Source organism: Azotobacter tropicalis (assembly GCF_059739045.1).
The window spans coordinates 259,527-279,422 of record NZ_AP046060.1; the positions used below are offsets into that span (position 1 = coordinate 259,527).

At 60.6% G+C, this 19,896-nt stretch carries 18 protein-coding genes; 9 read left to right on the forward strand and 9 right to left on the reverse strand.

Features of this window, described 5'->3' with window-relative positions:
- Positions 1 to 3: 3 nt before the first annotated feature.
- The gene (locus Atro_RS23280; protein ID WP_497927813.1) at positions 4 to 312 is read right to left on the reverse strand and encodes a hypothetical protein; all 309 of its coding nucleotides are present in this window, start codon (positions 310 to 312) and stop codon (positions 4 to 6) included.
- A gap of 140 nt (positions 313 to 452) precedes the next feature.
- Here Atro_RS23280 and traF point away from each other — a divergent pair, with 140 nt between their 5' ends.
- The 3 genes from traF to Atro_RS23295 are packed head-to-tail and all read left to right on the forward strand — an operon-like array spanning position 453 to position 5,569.
- Entirely contained in the window at positions 453 to 1,337 is an 885-nt protein-coding gene (gene traF / locus Atro_RS23285; RefSeq protein WP_497927814.1) for a conjugal transfer protein TraF, read from the forward strand.
- Positions 1,334 to 2,734, forward strand: a complete 1,401-nt coding sequence (locus Atro_RS23290) for a conjugal transfer protein TraH (protein ID WP_497927815.1) — start codon at positions 1,334 to 1,336, stop codon at positions 2,732 to 2,734. The genes traF and Atro_RS23290 overlap by 4 nt, the downstream gene beginning before the upstream one ends.
- A gap of 15 nt (positions 2,735 to 2,749) precedes the next feature.
- On the forward strand, positions 2,750 to 5,569 hold the full coding sequence (locus Atro_RS23295; RefSeq protein WP_497927816.1) for a conjugal transfer protein TraG N-terminal domain-containing protein: 2,820 nt from the start codon (positions 2,750 to 2,752) through the stop codon (positions 5,567 to 5,569).
- Positions 5,570 to 5,692: 123 nt separating this feature from the next.
- On the opposite strand, the gene Atro_RS23300 is transcribed toward Atro_RS23295, so the two are convergent.
- The 5 genes from Atro_RS23300 to Atro_RS23320 form a co-directional block, all read right to left on the reverse strand.
- Complete coding sequence (locus Atro_RS23300; protein ID WP_497927817.1) at positions 5,693 to 6,121, reverse strand: hypothetical protein; 429 nt, start codon at positions 6,119 to 6,121, stop codon at positions 5,693 to 5,695.
- Between the two features lie 88 nt (positions 6,122 to 6,209).
- A complete protein-coding gene (locus Atro_RS23305; RefSeq protein ID WP_497927818.1) occupies positions 6,210 to 7,289 on the reverse strand; it encodes a hypothetical protein in 1,080 nt (359 codons plus the stop codon).
- A 2-nt stretch (positions 7,290 to 7,291) separates the two neighbouring features.
- Complete coding sequence (locus Atro_RS23310; protein WP_497927819.1) at positions 7,292 to 7,864, reverse strand: lysozyme family protein; 573 nt, start codon at positions 7,862 to 7,864, stop codon at positions 7,292 to 7,294.
- Complete coding sequence (locus Atro_RS23315; RefSeq protein ID WP_497927820.1) at positions 7,851 to 8,141, reverse strand: hypothetical protein; 291 nt, start codon at positions 8,139 to 8,141, stop codon at positions 7,851 to 7,853. Before Atro_RS23315 ends, Atro_RS23310 begins: the two co-directional genes overlap by 14 nt.
- Before the next feature lie 26 nt (positions 8,142 to 8,167).
- Positions 8,168 to 9,142 (reverse strand): ParM/StbA family protein, encoded by a 975-nt coding sequence (locus tag Atro_RS23320; RefSeq protein WP_497927821.1) that lies wholly within the window; start codon positions 9,140 to 9,142, stop codon positions 8,168 to 8,170.
- Between the two features lie 357 nt (positions 9,143 to 9,499).
- On the opposite strand from Atro_RS23320, the gene mobI reads away from it, so the two are divergent.
- From mobI to Atro_RS23350, 6 genes are all read left to right on the forward strand, one after another.
- A complete protein-coding gene (gene mobI / locus Atro_RS23325) occupies positions 9,500 to 9,970 on the forward strand; it encodes a conjugative transfer protein MobI(A/C) (protein WP_497927822.1) in 471 nt (156 codons plus the stop codon).
- Positions 9,971 to 10,934: 964 nt separating this feature from the next.
- A complete protein-coding gene (locus tag Atro_RS23330; protein ID WP_497927823.1) occupies positions 10,935 to 11,312 on the forward strand; it encodes a hypothetical protein in 378 nt (125 codons plus the stop codon).
- Positions 11,313 to 11,444: 132 nt separating this feature from the next.
- Positions 11,445 to 12,692: a hypothetical protein gene (locus Atro_RS23335; protein ID WP_497927824.1), complete on the forward strand. Its 1,248-nt coding sequence runs from the start codon at positions 11,445 to 11,447 to the stop codon at positions 12,690 to 12,692.
- A 465-nt stretch (positions 12,693 to 13,157) separates the two neighbouring features.
- Positions 13,158 to 13,904: a hypothetical protein gene (locus Atro_RS23340; RefSeq protein WP_497927825.1), complete on the forward strand. Its 747-nt coding sequence runs from the start codon at positions 13,158 to 13,160 to the stop codon at positions 13,902 to 13,904.
- A 168-nt stretch (positions 13,905 to 14,072) separates the two neighbouring features.
- A complete protein-coding gene (locus tag Atro_RS23345; RefSeq protein ID WP_497927826.1) occupies positions 14,073 to 15,173 on the forward strand; it encodes an IS630 family transposase in 1,101 nt (366 codons plus the stop codon).
- A gap of 19 nt (positions 15,174 to 15,192) precedes the next feature.
- Positions 15,193 to 16,110 carry an endonuclease gene (locus Atro_RS23350; protein ID WP_497928007.1) on the forward strand — a complete coding sequence of 306 codons (918 nt, stop codon included), beginning with the start codon at positions 15,193 to 15,195 and terminating at the stop codon, positions 16,108 to 16,110.
- Positions 16,111 to 16,114: 4 nt separating this feature from the next.
- On the opposite strand, the gene Atro_RS23355 is transcribed toward Atro_RS23350, so the two are convergent.
- The 3 genes from Atro_RS23355 to Atro_RS23365 form a co-directional block, all read right to left on the reverse strand.
- Positions 16,115 to 17,614 (reverse strand): UvrD-helicase domain-containing protein, encoded by a 1,500-nt coding sequence (locus tag Atro_RS23355; RefSeq protein ID WP_497927827.1) that lies wholly within the window; start codon positions 17,612 to 17,614, stop codon positions 16,115 to 16,117.
- A gap of 112 nt (positions 17,615 to 17,726) precedes the next feature.
- Positions 17,727 to 18,818, reverse strand: a complete 1,092-nt coding sequence (locus tag Atro_RS23360) for an MBL fold metallo-hydrolase (RefSeq protein WP_497927828.1) — start codon at positions 18,816 to 18,818, stop codon at positions 17,727 to 17,729.
- A gap of 337 nt (positions 18,819 to 19,155) precedes the next feature.
- A complete protein-coding gene (locus Atro_RS23365) occupies positions 19,156 to 19,401 on the reverse strand; it encodes a hypothetical protein (protein WP_497927829.1) in 246 nt (81 codons plus the stop codon).
- Positions 19,402 to 19,896 lie beyond the last annotated feature (495 nt).

Consider the following 19,896-nt stretch of genomic DNA (forward strand, 5'->3'; position numbering starts at 1 on the left):
CTATCATCTTGGTACTTCAGCAGCTCCGAAGTGGGGTGAGAAGAAGTCCATCCCATTGCTTGAAAACCAGTCGAAAGAGTTTTTCAACAGAATTGTCCGCTTGCTGCCTGATATGACCGGCAGGTTCGGGTCGCTTCCATTCTCAAGCAGCGGCCCCATTAGCTTTCTCACCCCATGCTTGGGGTGAGATTTTTCAAGGCCGAAATCGAGCCAGAAAATGGCCTGAAATGGCCACACAGCCCTCTTGCCAATCAACACAATCGGGACTCCTGTCACCGACTGCTGGTTGATTGCATGCCCCATTTCAGACATCTCAGCCCCATCGCCCTGGCCATGGCGATGACGGGCCAGGCCCTGGCCGAAGCCCCTGCAACGCCCCCTGCGACTGCGGCCAAACCCGACCACACGCCCGCGCTCGCCGGCGAGTCCTTCTATCAGGACAAGGAACGCGGTTGGTTCTGGTACGAAGCGCCGCCCGAGCCCCAGCCAGAACCGGATCCCGCTACCGATCCCGCTCCGAAGCCACCCGAGCCGCCGCCCCCGAGGCCGCGCCGGCGCCCCCGGCCGGGCCGAAGCCGGGGACGGTGGCCTGGATCCGCGAGGTCCTGCCCAAGCTGCGCGAGGCCGCCATCGACAACCCCAGCGACGAGAACCTCCAGGCGTACTACTACGCCCAGCGCCTGATGATGGACAAGTCCGAGCGCTTCTCCCGGCGCTCCATGGAAGTGATCCGCAACGACCCGTTCCTCGACGAGGACCTGCGCTATCCCGCCTCCAACGCCGCCTCCGATGCCCTGGCCAGCGCCGCCGGCCGGCAGAAGGAAACGCTGCTGAAGATGATCGCGGGAAATGCAGGGATCGTTTTCTTCTTCAAGGGCGAGCAGTGCCCGCTGTGCGAGCAGGCCGTCACCGCGCTCGCCGCTCTCGAACACCGCTACGGCTTCAGCGTCATCCCGGTCTCCCTGGATGGGAAGCCCCTGCCCAGCGGGGCCTATCCCATCTACCAGACCGACACCGGGCTGGCCGACCGGCTCGGGGTCGTCACTGCCCCGGCCATGGCGCTGGCGGTCCCGCCGCACGGCTCGCAGATCATCAGCTACAGCACCGTCTCCATGGAGACGGCGACCAGCCGAATCCTCAACGTGGCCCGCCAGACCGGCCTCATCAGCGCCGAGGAATACCACGCCACCTCGCGCCTGGCCTCCATCGGCCTGATCGACAGCCAGGCGATGAAAACCGCTCCGCCCGCTATCGCCGAAGACCGCAAGGCCTTCGTCAACCGCCTGCGCGAGGCGGCACGCCGCGCCTATCTCAACGAAAACGGAGGCAACCCATGAAGCTCAAACCCCTGGTCCTGGCGATGGCCGTTCTGGCGCCCGTCGCCTCGATCGCCAATGTCCAGCAGCAGATCCACGCCATGTACGACGGTCTGATCAATGCCACGGCGCCCGGCTCGTACCAGACCGCCACCCGCGGCGTGGTCACCGGCGGCAGCGTCACCCTGCGCAACCGGATCTCGACCGCCAACCTCGTCTCGATCACCGCACCGTCGGCCAAGGGTGGCTGCGGGGGGATCAACCTCTACACCGGCTCGTTCTCCTTCATCAACGGCGAGGAGTTCGTGGCGCTGATGCGCAACGTCGCCTCCAACGCCGTGGGGGTGGTGTCGGGTTTCGCCTTCGAGCTGGCGATGGAGGCCATGGACTCGGCCACCAACGGCGTGCTGCGCAATCTGACCAACAAGATCCAGTCGCTCAACCAGATGTTCTCCAACAGCTGCCAGCTGGCGCAGGGCGTCGTGGCCGGCGCGGCGGATGCCTTCGCGGAAAAGCGCGATCTGAAGTCGGCCCTCGGCGGCGTGCTGGAAAACGTGGCCTCCGACCTGTTCGCCTCCAAGTCGACCAAAGAGGAGTCGCCGGCCAAGCGCCTGGCGAGCAGCGGCAAGGCCAAGGCCTGCACCGATACCGGCAACATCCTCTGGTGCGCCATGCTCAAGACCGGGCTGAGCAGCCAGGTCTTGTACGGCAGCGAGGAAAACGCCGAATTCATCCTGTCGATGGTCGGCAGCTACAATGTGGTGCTGGCCGGGGACGATGCCGGGGGCGAGACCTTCGTGCCCCAGCCGATCCCGCGGCTGATCGACAAGAATGCGCTGCGCATCTTCGTCGAGGGTAACGACGACACCACCACCCGGGTCTACGACTGCGCCTCCGACGATCTCGACCAGTGCCTGGAGCCCAGCACGCGCAGCCTGGGCACCTTCAAGGGGCTGGCTGCCAAGATTGTCGACGACTTGCAGCAGAACCAGGTGTTCGAGCGCTTCGCCCAGAACACGGCCACCCCATCGGACGGCACCCGTCTGGACTGGCTGACCCGCAGCCGCATCGGCGTGCACCTGCTGAGAATCGTCCAGAAGAACGGCGCGCAGGCCGGCTACGACTACCTGGGCAACTACGCCCAGCTGCTGGCGGCGGACGCGATCACCTCCTTCGTCATCCAGCTGCTCGATGTCACCGAGCAGGGATTGTCCAGCATGACCATGGCCGACTCGGTGAACGCCCTCGACAACCTGCGCGACACCCGCAACCGGGTGATGGGCGAGTACCGGGATCTGCTGCTGAGCTACGGGGGCTACAAGGATGCCGACCAGCAGGCGCTGGATCTGCTCGAGACGGCGCCGAACTCGGACCCGGGCAAGCTGCCGCAAGGCACCACGGCTTCGCACGCCGGCTGATCGGAGGAGCGCATCATGGATCTACCCATCTACACAGTCGGCAGCGCCGAGTTTCTGGAGATGATGCTCAACGCCTCGGCGATGATCACCGGCAGCGGCCATGCCGAAGACCTGGCGAAGATCGGCGCCCTCCTGGGGCTGGTGCTGATCGCCTTCCAGGCCGTGCTGAACAACCAGCCGATCGCCTTCCAGCGGGTCGGGGTCATGCTGGTGCTCTATATGGTGTTCTACGGACCGACGACCACCGTGACCATCGAGGACACCGTGACCGGGCAGGTGCGGGTCGTCGACAACGTCTCCCTGGGGCCGGCCTTCGTGGGCTCGGTGCTGTCGACGATTTCCTACGACATCAGCAAGGTCTCCGAGCAGGCCTTTTCCACGCCGGGCATGACCCAGTACGGACTGTTCTCCAGCCTGACCTCGCTGACCCGGATTCGCGATGCCCTGCGCAATCCGCTGGCGCTGGAGCAGTTCCAGACCTACCGGGCCGGCGAGGGGCACAACCTGCCGAAGACCCTCGAGGAGTACCTGACCTTCTGCACCCTCAACCCGGTCTCGCTGCGCAACGAGCAGGGCATCGACCAGCTCTACCGGGCCGGCAGCCTGGCGCAACTGATGTCCAACGCCGCCACCTCCCAGTACGTCTACGTCTATGACGGATCGGGGGCCCAGCCCCTGAAGAGCTGCGCGGAGGCCAAGAGCTATCTGAGCAGCGCCTTGCCGGACGCCTACGAGGCCGTGCTGGGCGACATCCTCAACCGGGGCTTCGCCGAAGACCGGGCCGCCGGGCGCATGGCCGACGGCGGCGATGTGGATGGGTCGGCCGAGCAAGCCCTGCAGAGCTTTTCCATGAGCGGCAAGTCGGCCCAGCAGTACGTGATGACCGCCCTGGTGATGCCGATCTTCAACGACTCGCGGGTGAAAGCCCTCGAGCACTGGCATGAGAAGCGCGCCGCCATGGCCTTGCGCGAGTCCCTGAACCAGCAGGAGATCCAGTGGGCCGGCAAGGGCGACTCCTTCAAGAACTACATGCGCCCGATGATTTCCTTCTTCGAGGGGCTGCTGTACGCCATGACGCCGTTCATGGCGTTCGCCCTCATGCTGGGGCGGCCCGGCCTGTCGGTACTGGGCAAATACCTGATCCTGCCGCTGGCGGTGGGACTGTGGATGCCGCTGCTGACCATCGTCAACGCCTTCACCCTCTGGTACGCCGGCGCGCAGATGGAGTCCATCCTGATGGGCTACGACGCCACCGGCGAGGGCTTCGCCATGCTGCAGGTGCTCGACATGGACCAGGCGATCACCAAGGCGCTGGGCGTCGGGGGGCTGCTCGCCGCGTCGGTACCGCCGCTGGCGCTGTTCATCGTGTCCGGCTCGACCTTCGTGCTCAACTCCGTGATGGGGCAGGCGACCTCGGCCGAGAAATTCCGCTCGGAGGACGTGCTGCCGCGCGCGAGCCAGCCGGCTCCCGTCTTGAACACCACGCCGATGTACAGCGCCGATCATGTGACCCAGGGCGTGGCGCTGTCCGGGATGCGCGAAACCGGGCCGCAGATTTCCGCGCAGCAGGCGGCAGACGCGGTCGTGGAGAGCAGCCGCACGGCGGCGGAAACGCAAACGGCCCAGTTGCAGCAGAACCTGCAGGCGGGCTTCACGCAGATGTCGTCCACCGCGGAGGGGCGTCAGACCCTGGCGAGCCTGGGCGAGCAGATGCAGTCCAGCATGGGGCTGTCCACGAATGCGGCCTACCAGCAAGCGGCTCGCCGGCTGAACTCGCTGGGCATCAGTCAGGATCAGGTCGCTCAGGGCACCTACGGCATGTCGGTGGGCGCAGCAATACCGTACGGCGTGGCGGGTGTGAGGTTGGAAGACAGCGAGCAGTTCCGAAATATGTCCTCGACACAGCAGCAGGAGGCCCGTGAGGCCATGAGCCAGCTTCAGCAGGCGGTGCAGGCCAGCATGAACGAAAGCACGGTGTTCAACGCCGCCGATGCCTTCACCCGCAACAGCCAGGCGATGTCGCAGAGCTCGAGCGGCGAGACCGTCTCGAAGTCGCTGACCTCGGCCCGGTCGGCGCAGAGTGCCTATCGGGAAGCTCAGGCGCAGCGCGAGGGCTGGGGCGCCGGGCAGAACCTCAACCTGGGCACCGCCGCGGCGCTCTCCATCCAGAACAGCGGCCAGTCCCGGGAGGATGCGGCACGGGGCATGCTCGATATGGCGGGGCGCAGCCTGGACGACCGGGACAGTATCCGCGCGCTGATGGGGACGGCCACGGTCCAGGGGGTGTCTTCCGACCTGCACGAACGGCAGATCGCCGCGGCCACGCTGCACATGATCCAGACGGGACGCATGGGCGAGCTGGTCAGCTCGGACTACTCGCCGTTCAACTTCGGGGTGGAGGCGGGGAATGCCAGGGAGAATGCCGGCCTCGACAAGCCGATCGCCGGCGCGGACGGGCTGCAACAGCGGTTCGACAGCGTGCGGGGAGCTGCCGGCGGAGCCTACGCTTCCGAGAAGGACATGGCCCGCTCGGGGTATCAGAGTACCAAGGAGGCGGGAGCCCAAGTCACCCAGGACAGCTACGACAACAGCACGGCGGTCGTTCAGGACTCGGCGCAGACCCATTCAGCCTTGGTAAAAGCTGCGCCGGATCAGGGGCTTACCGGGCCGGAGATCAAAGTCCAATCTGCGACGCCCATGGAGGATACGGCCCAGAATCTTCTGGAGATCAGTACGAACAACACACTTATTGTGGGAGCTAAACAAGTTGTAAGTGGTGTGGCCGCAGGAGTTGAAAAGCAGTTGAAACCGGAATGGAGTCTTATGAGCAGCTAAAAGAAATGGACCGGGAGTACCGAGCACGGTATGCGGCTCAAAACAAACAGGACAGGCAGGAGGAAATAGAAAGTAAGGATTAGAGAAGAGGGGGCGTTAAGCCCCCTTCTTTTTGATTGGATTCTAGAATGATAGCTTTGTTGTATTTACCAGCCACTTATAAGTTTGGTATCCGAGGTAAATAGAGCCAAAGATAAGGGCGGCCGCCAGCCAAGTTGTATATTCTTTGATTGATGGTTGATGATTGAAGTAGTCGTTGATTATATGTACTGGAATTAGGCTAACGAAAACATAAACGTAACCAAGAAAAACGGATATCGCCAAAGCCACTGTCTTGAACAGCACACCGCGATGCACCCGCTCGACCCCATCCCAGTCCTCGTCCAGACAGAAGGGGCAAATGCTACCGATGACCCGGCCGCCACCAACTCTCCAGCCATTGCTCCATATTCCCCGGCTGAAAATCGGTCGTGGCACCATCCACTTGCCGCAGCATTGGCATTGAACCTTGTCGTCTCGCATTTGAAATTTCCCCTTGTTCGACACTTCCATCTTCCTCGCCAAAGACCAAATCCCAAGAAAACTTTTCTCGTGGATCAGGAGCCGGGCCCTTCGGCCCAGACGAATGCCGGGCAGAACCCTACCAGAGATGGCGGCGACCTTGGGAACGCCTCGCCTGGCTGGGACTAAGAGCCGCACCACGAGCACTTGTGCGGGAGACGATGGTTTGCACATCCAGCTGCTTGCAATGAGAGCACTCCATCAGTCTGGCCTCCTGGGTTTTGATCGCGTTGCTGAGCCGGAAGGCATTCGAGGCCAGGAGCAGATCGTCGTAGGCGATGCCGAGGTTTGAACACAGCTTGCAATACTCCTCGTGGGCCTTGATCACTGCCCTGGCGTTCAGGGTCTTCTCCCCATCCGCCGCCAGCAGCAGGTAGCAGGCGAGATAGAGCAATGCGTGAAACGGCTGCTCGGCGATCGTCCGCTCGGCGGAGCGGATACGGCCGCTCTTGGAGTTGTAGATCTTGCCGGAGCGTACCTTTGCCCGCTTCTTGCCATCGATCCACTGCTCATTATGGCCGGTGTGCGCGGCGACCAGCTTCGGCTGGATCTGGGCCTTGAGCATCTGGTCGGCAATCTCGTCCAGCGACATCAGGCCGCGGTTGAAGTCGGCCACCGGCCCGAGGTGTTCCGGCTTGTTCGCTTTCAGGTAGCGGAACTCGGCGAGCAGGATCGCGCAGGTATCCTGCAGCAGAGCGATCTTGTCCGTCGGGTCGAGGTTGAGCTTCTTGATGCGCACCCGCGATTGGATGGTGAAGTCGCCCCGGTACACATACGCCTGCCGTTGCAGGAAGTCGGCATTCGAAAACCGGCTGTAGCCGTCCTCGTCGAATCCGATGGCCACCAGCGGGTGGAGCTGGTTACGGAGTGCGAAGTTCTGGATCTCGGTCAACATGGAAATGCGGTACACGGTCTCTCGGAACGCCTCGTTCTCCAACTTGCCGCAGCCGGTATCCTTTGCATCCAGGCTTTTGTAATTGACCCGGAACAGGGAAACCGGAAGCCTGTCCAGCGCCTCGAGGCGCTCGGGAGACAGTGTGGAAAGATAAGCCAGGTCCTCGGAATGTATCCGTTGCGACTGGTGCACCATGTTGTAGTCGGTGCCTTCGATAAACCAGCGCAAGCACATCTGTGTCATTCCCTTGTTGATCTTCAGCATATTCACGCTCCTGCGTTCAACCGTTTCAGAGACCGCCAGATCTTCAATACACGTTGCGCGTAGGCCCTCGCTTGAACATTACGTTTGGGGTTCAGGGTGTGGTAGCCGCCAATGGCAAGTTGCAGGTCGATCGGATGGCTCCTGATCGACTCGCAGAGAATGTCGGCGGCCACGCGGATATTGACTTCCATATTCAGCAGCTCATGCGGCTCCTTGACCCGATGAGCATTCCAGCGGTAATTGATCTGCATAATACCGATATCGGTCAGCCGGTCTTCCGCTATATAGCGCTGCAGGACTAATTTGGCGTCATCCAGGGTTTCTGGATAATGGGCGCCACTCGGTTCATTGCGCAGTGCATAGGGGTGGGGTGCAACGAATCCTCTTTTCACGGTATGCCCGGACTCTTGCAGCGCCAACGAATAGAGCAACAAGGGATCGGGCTTGCAGGCGGCAGAGGCGGCGGCACGTTCCCATGTCGTACCTTTCAGGCTGAACCCACCCGAATAGGCAGAAGTCCCAGTCAGGATGGAAACAGCCAACAGGATGATCGAGCTCGCTTTATTCCTTTTCATGTTCTTGGCCTGACAACCATTTGGGGGCTGTGCGTTGCTGAACCCTGGGTTTCAAATTGTCGTCCGACTCGGTTGCCGGCAGATGCTCTTGAATGGGATGCTCTCGAATAGCCGGCGTTTGAATCGTGTGCTCCCGAATGGAGGAAGTAGTTTTCATCTCGTGCAGTTGCATGGCTGCCAGGGCGACCAATCGCTTGCCGCGATATTCCTTGTCGATGCTCTCCAGATGCTCCAGCAATTCCTGATGAACCGGCGTCACTCTGACCTGCAGTCTCATATGTTTTCCTCGGCGAACTTCCGTGTTCAGGAATGGGCGATATGCCAGAAACCCTGGGCGTTACTGCGGATGATGTCGGAAGAGCACAGGATCAGCGCCGAGGGAAACTCCTGGCGGGCATAACTCTCATACAGGGAAGCGCCGCCACCGCCGAGAATCACACAGTCCACCTGGTTTTCCAGCTTGCGCAGTTCCTGTTTGATTGCACGCATGACGGTCGGAATGACCCGATCCGAAGCGCGCTTCAGATAGTCTGGCAGATCGACTTTCCGGCCAAACAACATGATGCTGTTCTTGCCTTCCTGAAGTGCCCATTCGATCTTGTCGGTGCCCGGGTTTCCTCCAAAGTCCAGGGCAACTTCTTCGGCACAGGTTTCCAGCAATACCGACATGGCCTTGAGGCTGGAGTTGCTGGTTTTGGTGGCCAGTTCGCGCTGTATAAATACGACCCAATCCACACTGAAGAAACCGGGGTCGATGACCAGCACCACGGACTCTTCGATAACTTCGGCATGCTCGCTCGTGCAGTAGACATCGGTCAGCGTGCCTACCGGTTGGGGCACGACTTCAACTTTCTTCACTTCAATTTCGATCTTCGGACTGATCCGGTGACGCCCGGTCATTCGCTCCTTGAGGGCTCGAACATAACTCTTGTCGTGGAATTGGGAAACCGGAAGTCCGGTTACCAGCGTGTCGACTACATCGCTATTGCAGGCGGCATTAAGGAGTGCTCCTTTGAACAGCGCCTGATAATAGTCGGACGCGGTGTAATCCTTGTGCAGCTCCCGATCGCTCGCCCGGCCCGGGCCGGCAAAGGCGACCCACGGCTGTCCGTCCACCTCCACGATGACTTCGCCGGCGCGCAGGCCGCTATCCCTGGGCAGAGCGTTCAGCGGCGTGGCACGCGCTGGCCTCACGATGGACTCCTGGTTGCCGGAATCGCCACTGTAGACGGCGATCACGTTGCTGTAGCCAATATCCAGTCCAACTTTCTTGCTCATGGAAACACTCCTCGATTCGGTAAGGTGCAATGCCTGCACACCAAACGGCGGTCAAATGACGACGGGCTCATGCTAAGAGGGGCTTCGCCAATCCCAAGTCCGCCCTGGCGACATCAAACGGTTGTCAAACGGCCGTCAAATGACGACGAGGGGCACGGCAAGCAGACTCCTTCCATTGCCCGGGCGAGCTCGAGCACCAGACGGTTGCCAAATGGCCTTGGAATGACGACGCACTTGCGATGATCCACATCGGAGCGGGGCTTGTGTGGCCCTTTCAAGCCAAAAAGTGGCTTGAAAGGGCCGCACAAAATCGCCGGCCTTTCCGACAATGCCTCCCAGCCATAGGGGAGATGAGCAATGATCGATACCGACCGAATGACCGAGCAGTCCGTTGAATTCCTCGATGCCGCCTACCAGGACATCGTGGAGCGGGCCAGGCACCTCGCCGAGCAGTATTTCGAGCAGGCCAGGCTGCTGCTGGCCGAGGTGCAGAAAACGCATGTGCCGGTGGTGATCACTATCCGGCAAACCAGCCCCAATGCCTGCAGCTTCTACTGGGCTCGAGTGCATCCCGGCCTGGGTGATGAGAAGGGAAAAATCGTGACGCGAACGATCCCGAAAGGGTTGGGCCACAAGTATCCGACTGGGGCGTTCAGCTTCGTGAAAGGCCGCCTCAATCGGCTCGTGAGGAGCTACGAAAACCGGCTGGCCGAGCTGCGCCAGCTGGCCGCGGAGAACCGAGCCCTGCGCCGGAGCACCTTGGCATGGGCTGGGCGCTACCAGAGAGTCCTGACCTTCGATGACCTGACACTGAGCGAGGCTGTGTGATAGATCCAATCAGTGAAAGCCAGTAACCACGCGGCTTTCACTGATTGGCAGGGCCGTTTTCACTGATTGGCGGGGGCTTTCACTGATTGGAACTGGCCGTTTTCACTGATTGGCTCATCCAAACCCGGCAATGCCCCCGTCGAAATTGCTGAAAGCCAGTAACCACACGGCTTTCACTGATTGGCAGGGCCGTTTTCACTGATTGGCGCCATGACAGCTGAAAACGCTGATTTCCCTATATGTAAGTGAGCCACCAGACTTACATAATTAGTTTATGTGTAGTCCGCTACTTTGGCCGATTTTGTGTCGCGAAGCGGGTCGGAGACCACTGTGTCGCGCAGCGGAAATTTGCTCGGCGTCGGGGTACTCCGAAGGGGCATCCACAGGGCGGAATAATGGTCGGGCAGCGGGATTGTGGTGGGGCTGAAGGAGCCGGATTCGAGAGGAGAAAATCCGCTGGGCGATCAGGTTGAGCTGCGGGTGGAAGTCCACCGGATCGAATGGGGAAGGTGAAAGAGGGGCCGAGCGGGTCAGTGGGTGCCGATCGTTTGGCGGGCATCAGGGGCAGCCGAGGGATACCCTGGCAGGCTGTTCGGAGGTGAGCCAAGGCGGTGGGTGGTCAGCGAGAGGCTGGTGGCAGCTCGAGCAGGTGATCGAGAGAGTGGGGTCGAGCCCACCTCACCCCCAGCGAAACGAATGGTCCAGGTGCAGGGGCACCGATCAGCAGGTGGTGCCCAGGTGAGCACGATGGGTAATGGGGGGCGAGGGACACCCAGGCAGGCTGTTTGGAGGCGGGCCAGGGAGGTTGATCTCGCTGGCGCCTCACAGGGGACCTCTGTGGGCCGGATGGCTCTGCTATCGTGGGCGCGCCTGGTGCATCTTGCCAGGTGAAGCAGGGACAGCACGGCCCATATGCAGCGGGCTGGCCGGCCCAACTCCAGACCTATCAAAGGAGAGCTCCAACATGGAATTCCGTGAAGTGGCACCCGGCAGACTCTGGCCCCCGATAATTCCCGAGGGAACTGCATACGGTTGTTCGCAAATCGCACCAGGTAAACTCATGGAGTTGTTCAAGATAAAACCGGAGGGAATTTTTTGTGCTGGGGCTAATTACGCCTGGGGAGATTTGGGTTCCATATCCACCATCAATGACACGATCTGGATTCACAGCGAAAAGTATTCGTCTGGTGGTTTGCGCTTCAAGGAGCATCCCTTTTACCTGATCGATCCATTCGGCGAGCGCTTCGATTATATCCATGGCTACCGGGCGGCCTGGTGTTTGGTGAACCGGGTGATGTATGAGCAGCAGCTTGCTGAGAGTGGTAGGGGTGTTTTGATATAAATGTATGCCGTGGTTCTTGCTCAAGTTTTTTGAGGTTATCGGAGGCTCAACTTGGTTAGTGAGAGTCTTTGGGTTTCATCTATAAGAATTTTCTTTTGGAGATTTATAATGGATTCTAGGAAAGTAGGATTCATGCTAGACGAGGAGGTTTTGCGCGTTAGCTCTCCAGAATACGTTTATGACTGGCTAAAGACTAGAGCGATTAATAGCGCTAACGCTGGAGATGTGTCGTCAATCTCTTTGCGGTATCGTTTGTTGGAAGCGGGGGATTATGAGCTTGAAGAAACTTTACTGCTTCGAAATGACCCGCTTATTGATCTTGGCCTGGCCCGATTTTGCATCAACGAAAATGTTGGCAGGAGGCTGTTCGCCAAATCCATTGATTATGAGCGCACAGGTATTAGTGAAACCCATGCTAGAGCAATTAGGATTGGACTACTTTACAACCAATGGCTTATGTTTGGTGAGATATTAGAAAGTGGTGTGATTGATGGTTTGTTAGAGTCTGCTACCAAGGAAGAACTGGCTGCTATATGTGAAAACCCTAACCCAAGAGACAAGTCACTACTGTTGCCATTGATAGAGAAGATCGCAAATAAAAGCTCAAGACTATCTGATGAAAAAAAATTAACAGCGATATCTGCTCTTGCCAAGAATAATAATTTCTCGGATTCAGTAAGTTTCGACATCTATGATGACTTAGAAATTTATGAAGTACAGAAATCGCTGTGGAGACTTGTAAAAACCCTTCCAGTTGAAAAGGTTTGGGCAAGCGCTCTGGCTGAGCTTCTTTGCAATCTCAAACCAATGTATCAAGTCTTCACATTTGAGGAAATAATTGAGCTCTCTGAGCGCTGGCATCCAGACTCAGAACGCAAAAGCAAAACGACATACCTGTCGAGCTTTGGGGTTATTCGTCAGCGCATTGGAAGGATTGCATTCAGTAGTAACTATGATGAGGCTGAAACACTACTGAATAATGATGACGTTGCGCTCCGATGTGCGGCGTATGCCCATGCTAAATTGACTCCGGCTCTTATCAAAAGTGCGTATGAGCTTGATGGAGGAGTAGTTCTTGAATATCTATTGGGAAACAATAGTGCTTGGTCTTCCCCTGAAAAAAGAGAAGTCATAAAAAACATTATGAGCAATGAGGATTATACATATAGCTTTGCAGAGCTAGAGAATGAGTGGGCTAAGAGTCACCCGCAATATTTCGCGAGCAATGATTATCCTCAATCCAAAACTATAGATTCTTTATCGGAGGAAATATTTATTTTTAGGAATGGTGTAATTGATGACCATAATTTTATTTTTAAGTGGTTGTTTTTTAACTTCGCCATTACAGGCTCTGTACTGGTATATTTGTTAGTTTTCTAAGATATTTTATCCCCAGCCTTGGTGAGTAAAGCTGTGGAAAACGCGGCCGGCCTCACGTGGGATGCGCGCCAGCGCTCGGCGGTCAAAAACTGACCAGAGCGCAGGGGGATCGCAAAGTTGCGAGGGAGGGCCGGCGAGTTCTGCCTTGAGCGGTGTGCCTTCTGCCCCCCCTAAGCGCTCAAGCCTGTAGCCAGCTCGCCGGGCAGTAGCGAAGGCGCTACAGGCCATCTCCTTCCCCTATGGCCAAACGCAACTGGTGGGCTTCCTGGCGGCTTGCTGAATTGCTCCCTCGTTGTCGGTTCACCTCGTTGCGCTTGCGTGCACCACTGGAGGTCGGGATGGCGCTCGAACCAGGTGGTGCACGAGCAGCCTCTTTTCCGGCCACAAAAGCGCCGGAAAGCGACGCACGGCGTGCCGAGAAGCAGGTAGCGTCAAGGCCTCCCAAACGGCACAGGAAGCCCACTCATGCCCGCACCTATTCTCGCTTCGTCCATCGCAGTACTGCCCTTGCCGCCGTCGGTGAGTGACCATGCGGTCATGATTCCGGCCAGCGACTACATAGTTGGCGACAAGCTTTTTTCTCTGGAATCGGCCTCCCGTTGCGAGGGGTTGATCGCCCCGCATTTCAAAAGCAAGCCCTATATGGCCGTCGTTCTCGCCAATGTGGATGATGTGATCCGTCTCGGCCAGAACGGAACCATCTTCCTGGCGGACTCCAAGTCCGCGCTGATGCGAGCGGCTTTGCGCTTCGACTTGCTGGGTGCTGAAGTGGTGTGGGTGGAGTCCAACAGCGACCAAGAGCGAGGGGAGTTCGAGTGGGCTCTCAAGTCAGAATTCGACAGTTTTTGCGCCTCGTTGAAATATCACGATTGGTGGAGACCTGAAGATGAAGAGCGTTACCAATGCCACCTCAAAGAAATCGTCGGCGGCCAATGGCAACTCCTGGGTATGCCAGCCATTAAAGGATTGGCTTGGAAATCTCCTTCTGCGCCAGCCATCAAGAACTTCAATCTCAGCCAAAGAGAAGTCGAGGATATCTTTTGGGCCCAGATTTACGACTGGCTTCAAGGAGGCAATGAGGACGGTGAAAATGGTATAGGCCTCACTATCGAGGACCCGATCACCGGATATACCTTTCTCACGGAATTGTGGCGCTGTCTGGTAGAAGGGATGGGACGACTTTTCCAATCGCATTATCGCGCCCGGTCTTGAGTATTGCGGCACTTCCCTACTCAACACTTTTCAAGGAAATCCAGTGAAAAAGATTGTCCTGTTTTTCGCTTCAGTTATTGCCATGACTGGCTAGTGTGGTGAATCACAACTACTCAGGATAAATCTTGTCTACCGCGGAGCTGACAGAGTTCTTTCGGAGGGCATGCGATGAAAACAGGCCGCCCAGCCGTTCGGATCGAACTGACCGAACAAGAGCATGCCGAACTCACCCGCCGCCGAGCCAGGCACAAGGGGCCTGCCGATATGCAGCTGCGCGCCGAGATCATTTTGTCCTGCGCTCGGGGCGAGTCCGGCTCCTCCATTGCTCGACGGCTTGGCATTACGGCGCAAACCGTTTCGAGGTGGCGCCTTCGCTTCGCCCGTTTGGGCCTGCAAGGCCTCAATGACGAGCCGCGCTCAGGCCGCCCACGCAGCATCAGTGATGAAAAGGTCCAGGAAGTGGTCGACCGGGTGCGGCAGACCCGGCCCGACGATGCCAGTCATTGGAGCTCGCGCCGGATGAGCAAGGCCACCCATATTTCACCGGCGAGCGTACAGCGTATCTGGCGAGCCTTCGGGCTCAAGCCTCACCTGGAGCACACCTTCAAGCTGTCCACCGATCCTGCCTTTGTCGACAAGGTGCAGGATATCGTAGGGCTCTACCTGAAGCCGCCGGATAAAGCGCTGGTACTGTGCGTCGATGAGAAAAGCCAGATCCAGGCGCTCAATCGAACACAGCCGGGGCTGCCGCTGGAGCCTGGGTATCCGGCGACCCGTACCCATGATTATCAGCGCCATGGCACGACGTCCTTGTTTGCCGCCCTGGATGTGGCCACCGGCGAAGTGATCGGACGCCTCAAGCGCCGTCACCGCAGCGCAGAATTCCTGGAGTTTCTCAGGGCCATTGAGGAATCGGTCGAAAGCGACAAGGCCATCCACCTGATCATGGATAACTATGCCGTGCACAAGACCGACAAGGTGCGCGCCTGGCTTGTCGCGCACCCGCGTTATCACGTGCACTTCACCCCGACGTCTGCGTCATGGCTGAATCTGGTGGAGCGCTTTTTCTCGATGCTCACCCAGAAGTGGATAAAGCGCCAGGCCCATACCAGCGTGAAGGATCTCGAGCAGTCCATCGAGTATTACCTGGCGACCTACAACCAGAATCCAAGGCCCTTCCGCTGGAGTAAGGGAGCAGGTGAAATCCTGGCCTCTGTCGGCAGGGCTGCTCGAGCCTTGCAAAGAAATAATAATGAAGCGAACTTGTGATTCACCACACTAGCATGTTCTGGCTGGCGCCCCGGAGTCGTTCGAGAAAGCCAAGATCGCCCTGCGCGAGAAAGTCTACTTCGACCGGCAAACTTCCGACGTTGGGGACCTGTATTGCGGTTGCCGGTGGACATGGATGGGGCGCTCGGGTGGCCGTATCGACCTGAAGTCCTGCGGCTACGAAGTCCGGGCCGACAGCAACCGCGCCCAACGCATCGAGTGGGAGCACATCGTTCCGGCCTGGGTGCTCGGTCACCAGCGGCAGTGTTGGCAGAAGGGCGGCAGGGAGAACTGCAAGACCAGCGATCCGGTGTTTCGCGTCATGGAGGCGGACATGCACAACCTGTCGCCCACGATTGGGGAGGTGAACGCAGATCGCAGCAACTACAGCTACGGCGTGCTGCCCTCGACGCCGGCGCAGTACGGAGCCTGCCCAACCAGGACGGATTTCAAGCAGCGGGTGACCGAGCCCCGAGACGTGGTGAAGGGCCTGGTTGCCCGGGTGCAGTTCTACATGCACGACCGCTACGGGCTGTCGATGTCGCGCCAGCAGCAGCAACTGTTCATGGCCTGGAACCGGATGTACCCGGCCAGCGCCTGGGAGCGCGAGCGTGATCAGCGGATTGCGAAGGTCATGGGCCACCATAACCCGTTCGTGACGGGCGAGCGCACCTGGACGCTGGGGCACAAGCCGAGCCGGGAAGGCTTGGGCGGGCCGGGCACGGCCACGCCCGCCCGCCGGCCGGTAGCGCCGCCGGTGCAGGTTGCCGAGCAGGGCGGCAGCGCCCCGGTGATCGGCAACCGCGCCAGCAAGGTCTACCACCTGCCGGTCGGCTGCCCGAGCTACGAGCAAGTGCAGGAAAAAAATCGTGTTTCGTTTGGCTCGGCGGCGGATGCCGAGGCCGCTGGGTTCCGCCGGGCTGGGAACTGCCGATAGGCAATTACGCCGCCGCTGGCGCTTTCTTCTGGAAGGCCAGCGGCGCGTCCGGTTTCCTGCCGTCGCGGCGGTCGACGAACTCCTTCATGATCTCCAGTACGGTCGAGTTGACGGCCAGCACCTGCATGGCCCGGGTGCAGGCCACGTACAGCAGGTTCATCTCGTCCACCCAGGCCTCCGGGTCGTTGTCCGGGTCGAACGGCTCGAAGGCGAAGTCCTCGGCGAGCTGAACGGCGTCCCACTCCAGACCTTTGGCCCGGTGCGCCGTGCTCAGGGTGATACTGGCCTCCGGCTCGTCGGTGACCGCATTGCGGCGCAGCTTGGCGAACAGCTCCGGCAGGTTCTGGCTGTACTGCTCGACGCTCTTGACCGAGCGGGTCATCTCCGAGTCCTGGCTTTCGAAAGCGACATCCTTGTAGTGGTCGTAGTCGGGATAATCCTGGAGGAGTTTTTTTCCCTTGATCCGCTCGCGCCAGCCCTTCGACAGGGCGTGCAGGTCTTCGAGGTCCTGCAGGTTGTAGCCCTCGATACCGCCCACCCAGAAAATCTTCGCCCCGGTTTCGACCCAGGCCAGTGCCTCCTCGATGACGCCGACCACGGTGCGGCAGAGGATCGCCCGGTGCTCCAGATCGGCGGGCAGGGTCTTGGCAATGCGCGTCTGCTGCCCAAGGCCTGCCAGTTGCCGGCGCTCGCCCTTGAAGTGCAGCAGCATGTTCGCGACGTGGGCCGCTGCCGGCCCGAAGCGGAAGGACTGGGTGAGATAGTGCACCTCGGCGTCGGCCAGCCAGGGGGCATCGAGGGCGTCGACGGCTCCCCGGAAGCGGTACAGCATTTGATGGCCATCGCCGCAGACGACGACGCCCATGCCGTAGGCTGCCTGCTGCGCCAGGAGGCCGGCGACCACCGGGTTGATGTCCTGGGCCTCGTCGCCCAGCACGATGTCGAAGCGGGTGCTCAGGTCCGGCTTCGACAGCGCCCAGAGCTTCAGGTAGCCATCGTGGTGGATGGGCGTGGCGTGGTTGTTCAGGTCGCACATCTGCGCCCAGAGCCGGCGGGTGGCCTCGACGATACTGTCGGCGGCCCGTCGCATGCGCTCGTTCTGCAGTTTTTCTGCGGGGAAATGAAACAGTCTGATTTTCTCGTCCGCGCTGGCGAGGTAGTTGTTCAGGGTGTCCTGAACGCTGCGGACCAGTTCCCAGTTCTGGGAGTTGATGGCCCGGGCGATGTCGGTGAGGCGCAGGTTCCCGAGCTTGTGCTTGTACTTCGTACCGACAGCACCGTAGGCCAGGCCATGAGCGGTCTTGCAGGTCACGTTGAGGGGGAATTTCTGTTTGGCGGCCACCTCGACGCTCTTGTTGTAGCAGAGGTACAGAATCCGGGCCTCCGGGCGGGCCTGGGCGTAGCCGACCAGGGTCGTGGTCTTGCCGGTGCCGGCGAAGGCGACGAGCTTGATGATTCTGGCCAGCGATCGGATCGCCGGCTCCTGTTCGTGGGTGAATTGCATGTGTCTGGCCTCGCGCATGCGCTGCAATGGTGGTTGCAGGCCATGCTACCTACCAGCCGAAAAATCCCAAGGCGCTGGGCGGGCGGCGCCTTGGGAGCATGTTGCGGTGCGGCTAGTTCTGGACGGGGAACGCCGGCAGTCCGGCGTCCTGCTGCTCAGCACCCTGCCAGTCGGCCTTGGTCCCCCCACGCCACCACGGCTCCACTGCCGCGATCCGGGCCGGCTCGACCGGCTCGCCGAGGCGCGGCATGACCAGCCCCTCCGAGGCGTGCGCCAGCAGCACATCTGCTGGCTGGGCCCAGGGATGCATCGCCAGGTTGAAGGTGCCCCAGTGCACCGGCAGGAGACGCCCGCTGCCCAGTTGTGCCCAGGCCTGCAGGGCGTTGTCCGGCCCCAGGTGCACATTCCCCCAGGCCGGATGGAAGGCGCCGACCTCGATCATCACCAAGTCGAAGGGGCCGAGCCGCCGGCCGATCTCGGTGAAGGCCGGCGAGAGCCCGGTATCGCCGCTGAAGAACACGGCATGCCGCTCGCCGCGCAGGGCGAACGACGACCAGAGGGTTACGTTACGGTCGCGCAGCCCGCGCCCGGAGTAGTGATGTGCTGGCGCAGCGGTGATCGCCAGGCCGCCCGGCAGCACGGTGCGTTCCCACCAGTCGAGCTCGACGATGCGTTCGGCCGGCACGCCCCAGGCTTCCAGATGCAGGCCGACGCCAAGCGAGGTGACGAAGGGCACCCGAAGCTTGGCCAGCGCCCGGATGCTCGGGTAGTCCAGATGGTCGTAGTGGTCGTGGGAGATCAGCACCGCATCGAGCGGCGGCAGGCTGGCGATATCGACCGGCACCGGCTGGAAGCGCCGGGGACCGAGAAAGGGCAGCGGCGAGACGCGCGCGCCCCACACCGGATCGGTCAGCACCCGGTGGCCGTCGATTTCCAGCAGCACGGTCGAATGACCAAGCCAGGTGGCCCGCAGCCCGGTTTCGACGGGGCGTGCCCAGCTGGCGCGTGGGTCGATGATGGGGAGGGGATTCGCCGGCGTGCGGCCCTCGCCGCGGAACAGGAAGTCGGCCAGCGTCGGCCGCCCCTCGGGCACGCGCAGTATGCTGGCCGGGTAGGTGTTCGTGAAGCCACCATCGGCATACTGCCGGGAGGCCTGTATGCGCTCCAGCCTGAATCCATTGGCACGTCGGGCCGAAAAAACCATCCTGGATCTCCTGTGAAGGGGTGTTCGGTGTTCGAGCCGGGTTTTCCGCTCGAAGGGACGGGTTTGCGTGTGTCCCGGCATCCCATCCAGGCGGAGCGGGAAAAATCTCCTGCGTTCCGGATTGGACCTCTGCGCCAGCGCCAGCCCCGCTCGGAGTATCCCGACCAGCCTGCCCGCTGGGCAGGGACTGGGCCTCCCCGTACCGTCGCAGCGGGTAGGGCTGGGAGAAGGAAGGGCCGCACAGGTGCCTCTCCCAAGTCGCCGCCCTGCTCCAACGTGCCAGCAAAAGCCCGCACGGGGCGGGCTAGAACAGGCTTCTGCTGGTTGGGAGGGCTTCTCACACCTCGGTGCTGCCGACCCATTGCTCGCCCAGGTAGGCGTCTGCGCCGCCCTCCAGCGCCTCGCCCAAGAGCTCCTGGAGCGGAAGGCCTATCAGCCGTTCGTGCGTCCACGGCTGGATTGGCGCCAGCCTCAATAGCTCATCACCATCCATGGTCTTAATGACCAGCGGGGCGTGCTCGTGGCCCTGGATGATGCAGGGCTCCCCCGGGCGGCAGTCCGTTACGAAAAATACTGTGTTCAATGCCGTTTCCTCCTTGGCAGTTGTCACTGTGCTCAGGCTCGCACGGGCCGACGAAAACCCAAGCGGCTGACGGCCGTTTGCAGCCCGATAATGCGGGCAATCCCAGCGGATCTTTTCTCCCCGGAGAGCGCATGGCCTGAGCAACCCGCGCCGCGCTTCAGGCGCTCGCCAGCAGGTACGGCTACCAATGCAGCTGAGCTGGCGGCCCGCAATCCGAGCAGAGGATTCCTGTTCCGACAGCCGTGCCCCGGCGACATCCGCCACCCGGCCGAATTCGTGCTGCCGGCTCGGTGTCGAGCCGTATCCGGGAAGCCTGCTATCTGCCCGCAGGCCGAACGTCGGAAGGAAAAAATCTGCCTGGAATAGGCGTACGTGCCTGGCTTCGCCTTTCCGGCCGCGCCCACCGCGCCGGGGCATCTGGCCTTCTTCGAGGCAATGGCCCTCGCTGCCCTGGCCGTAGGGCGCCTTGCGCCCGCCCTGGCGTTGATCCGCTCC

Excerpts from the sequence above, each read along its gene's own strand:
- Atro_RS23280 (WP_497927813.1), bottom strand. The coding sequence starts at position 312 with ATGTCTGAAATGGGGCATGCAATCAACCAGCAGTCGGTGACAGGAGTC.
- Atro_RS23290 (WP_497927815.1), top strand. The coding sequence starts at position 1,334 with ATGAAGCTCAAACCCCTGGTCCTGGCGATGGCCGTTCTGGCGCCCGTC.
- Atro_RS23295 (WP_497927816.1), top strand. The coding sequence starts at position 2,750 with ATGGATCTACCCATCTACACAGTCGGCAGCGCCGAGTTTCTGGAGATG.
- Atro_RS23300 (WP_497927817.1), bottom strand. The coding sequence starts at position 6,121 with ATGGAAGTGTCGAACAAGGGGAAATTTCAAATGCGAGACGACAAGGTT.
- Atro_RS23305 (WP_497927818.1), bottom strand. The coding sequence starts at position 7,289 with ATGCTGAAGATCAACAAGGGAATGACACAGATGTGCTTGCGCTGGTTT.
- Atro_RS23310 (WP_497927819.1), bottom strand. The coding sequence starts at position 7,864 with ATGAAAAGGAATAAAGCGAGCTCGATCATCCTGTTGGCTGTTTCCATC.
- Atro_RS23315 (WP_497927820.1), bottom strand. The coding sequence starts at position 8,141 with ATGAGACTGCAGGTCAGAGTGACGCCGGTTCATCAGGAATTGCTGGAG.
- Atro_RS23320 (WP_497927821.1), bottom strand. The coding sequence starts at position 9,142 with ATGAGCAAGAAAGTTGGACTGGATATTGGCTACAGCAACGTGATCGCC.
- mobI (WP_497927822.1), top strand. The coding sequence starts at position 9,500 with ATGATCGATACCGACCGAATGACCGAGCAGTCCGTTGAATTCCTCGAT.
- Atro_RS23330 (WP_497927823.1), top strand. The coding sequence starts at position 10,935 with ATGGAATTCCGTGAAGTGGCACCCGGCAGACTCTGGCCCCCGATAATT.
- Atro_RS23335 (WP_497927824.1), top strand. The coding sequence starts at position 11,445 with ATGCTAGACGAGGAGGTTTTGCGCGTTAGCTCTCCAGAATACGTTTAT.
- Atro_RS23340 (WP_497927825.1), top strand. The coding sequence starts at position 13,158 with ATGCCCGCACCTATTCTCGCTTCGTCCATCGCAGTACTGCCCTTGCCG.
- Atro_RS23345 (WP_497927826.1), top strand. The coding sequence starts at position 14,073 with ATGAAAACAGGCCGCCCAGCCGTTCGGATCGAACTGACCGAACAAGAG.
- Atro_RS23355 (WP_497927827.1), bottom strand. The coding sequence starts at position 17,614 with ATGCAATTCACCCACGAACAGGAGCCGGCGATCCGATCGCTGGCCAGA.
- Atro_RS23360 (WP_497927828.1), bottom strand. The coding sequence starts at position 18,818 with ATGGTTTTTTCGGCCCGACGTGCCAATGGATTCAGGCTGGAGCGCATA.